The 1,401-nt window shown below is 42.8% G+C and carries 1 protein-coding gene; it reads right to left on the bottom strand.

Annotated elements, in window-relative coordinates; genetic code table 11:
* Positions 1 to 1,124, bottom strand: a 1,124-nt coding sequence (gene ltrA, locus H5S10_RS00145; protein WP_182588319.1) for a group II intron reverse transcriptase/maturase, incomplete at its 3' end; no start/stop codon positions are given.
* Positions 1,125 to 1,401 lie beyond the last annotated feature (277 nt).

Genomic DNA, 1,401 nt, shown 5'->3' with positions numbered 1-1,401 from the left:
ATAAAGTTAGTTAGTTTCCCAATTGAGTAGTACTGAAGCCACCCACGCATTTTTCGATGAATTTCTTCAAACATTCTTGTCAGAGATATTCCACGATTACGTTTAGTTAATAACTTCAGTGCTTTCTTTACTCGTTGTTGCGATTGTTTAGCTGGACGGGCGTAGGCCCCATTGTGGTCTACACCCAACGAAAAGCCAAGAAACTTCAACCGTAGAGGGCTCCCGACTTTGGTTTTATCTGGGTTCACTTTAACTTTCAATCGCTTTTCTAGAAACTGGGTAATGCTTCGCATTACTCGTTCTCCGGCTCGTTGACTTTTAACATAGATGTTACAATCATCCGCATAGCGCACAAAATGATGACCACGTCTAGTCAACTCTTTGTCCAACTCATTTAGATAGATGTTCGCCAGTAGTGGGGACAATGGCCCTCCTTGTGGGGTTCCTTTTTCGCTCTTAGCGAAAAGCCCATGGTCTAAGACTCCGCTAGTTAGAAACTTACGAATGAGTCTTAGTGTCCATGGGTCATCAATATATTGTTGGAGATACTTAATCATCAAGTCATGATTAACGTTATCGAAATAGGCTTTTAGGTCTAAGTCAACAACTCTTCGATAACCTTGATTATAAAGATCTACTACTTTTTCAATAGCGTCATGGGCCCCACGGTGGGGACGGAAGCCAAAACTATTATCAGAGAAAACACGCTCAAAGATAGGCGTAAGAATTTGGGCTACAGCTTGTTGAACCATTCGGTCCACCACCGTTGGTATTCCAAGTCTTCTTACTCCACCATTAGGCTTCGGAATTTCTACCCGTTTGACTGGGGCTGGTTTATACTTGCCCTCACGCAAACTAGCGATCAGTTCCGTCTTATTTTCTCTAAGATATGGCAGAAGGTCATTGGCTGTCATATCGTCAACGCCTGCTGCTCCTTTATTTCTCTTAACTCGCAAATAAGCCTGATTAAGGTTATTGCGATCCAAGACTAAGTCTTGGATAGTGACACTCATACCTTTACCTTCACCATAACCGGTACTACGCGCCCTTGTGTACTTTCGGTTTTCCAAACCTATCCTCGACAAGCGGTCAGCTTGTTGTTCTGTTTTCTGCGATTGTCGCACCTGATTACACCTCCGATATAAGTTACAAGTTATTGTCGTTCAGTCCTTCATCTGATTATTCAAACTACTATGACCTCGGCTGACTTCTGGCTTACTCAACACTGCATCACTGCACCGCTTGTTTCTGTGGAAATTAAACTTATTCCTCTTGTCGGAAACGTGTAGGCCAGATCTCCCCGGGTAAGGATATTAACTTTCATACCATGTCACCGTTAGCTTTACTAAGAGTAACTTCGAGTAGTATTGGACTTCAGTTTGGTTTGCAACCTTATCCAGT

It is taken from the genome of Limosilactobacillus balticus, from assembly GCF_014145615.1.
GTDB classification, from domain to species: domain Bacteria; phylum Bacillota; class Bacilli; order Lactobacillales; family Lactobacillaceae; genus Limosilactobacillus; species Limosilactobacillus balticus.
The sequence above is the reverse complement of the archived record's forward strand: the minus strand, read 5'-3'. Positions and strand labels throughout refer to the sequence as shown.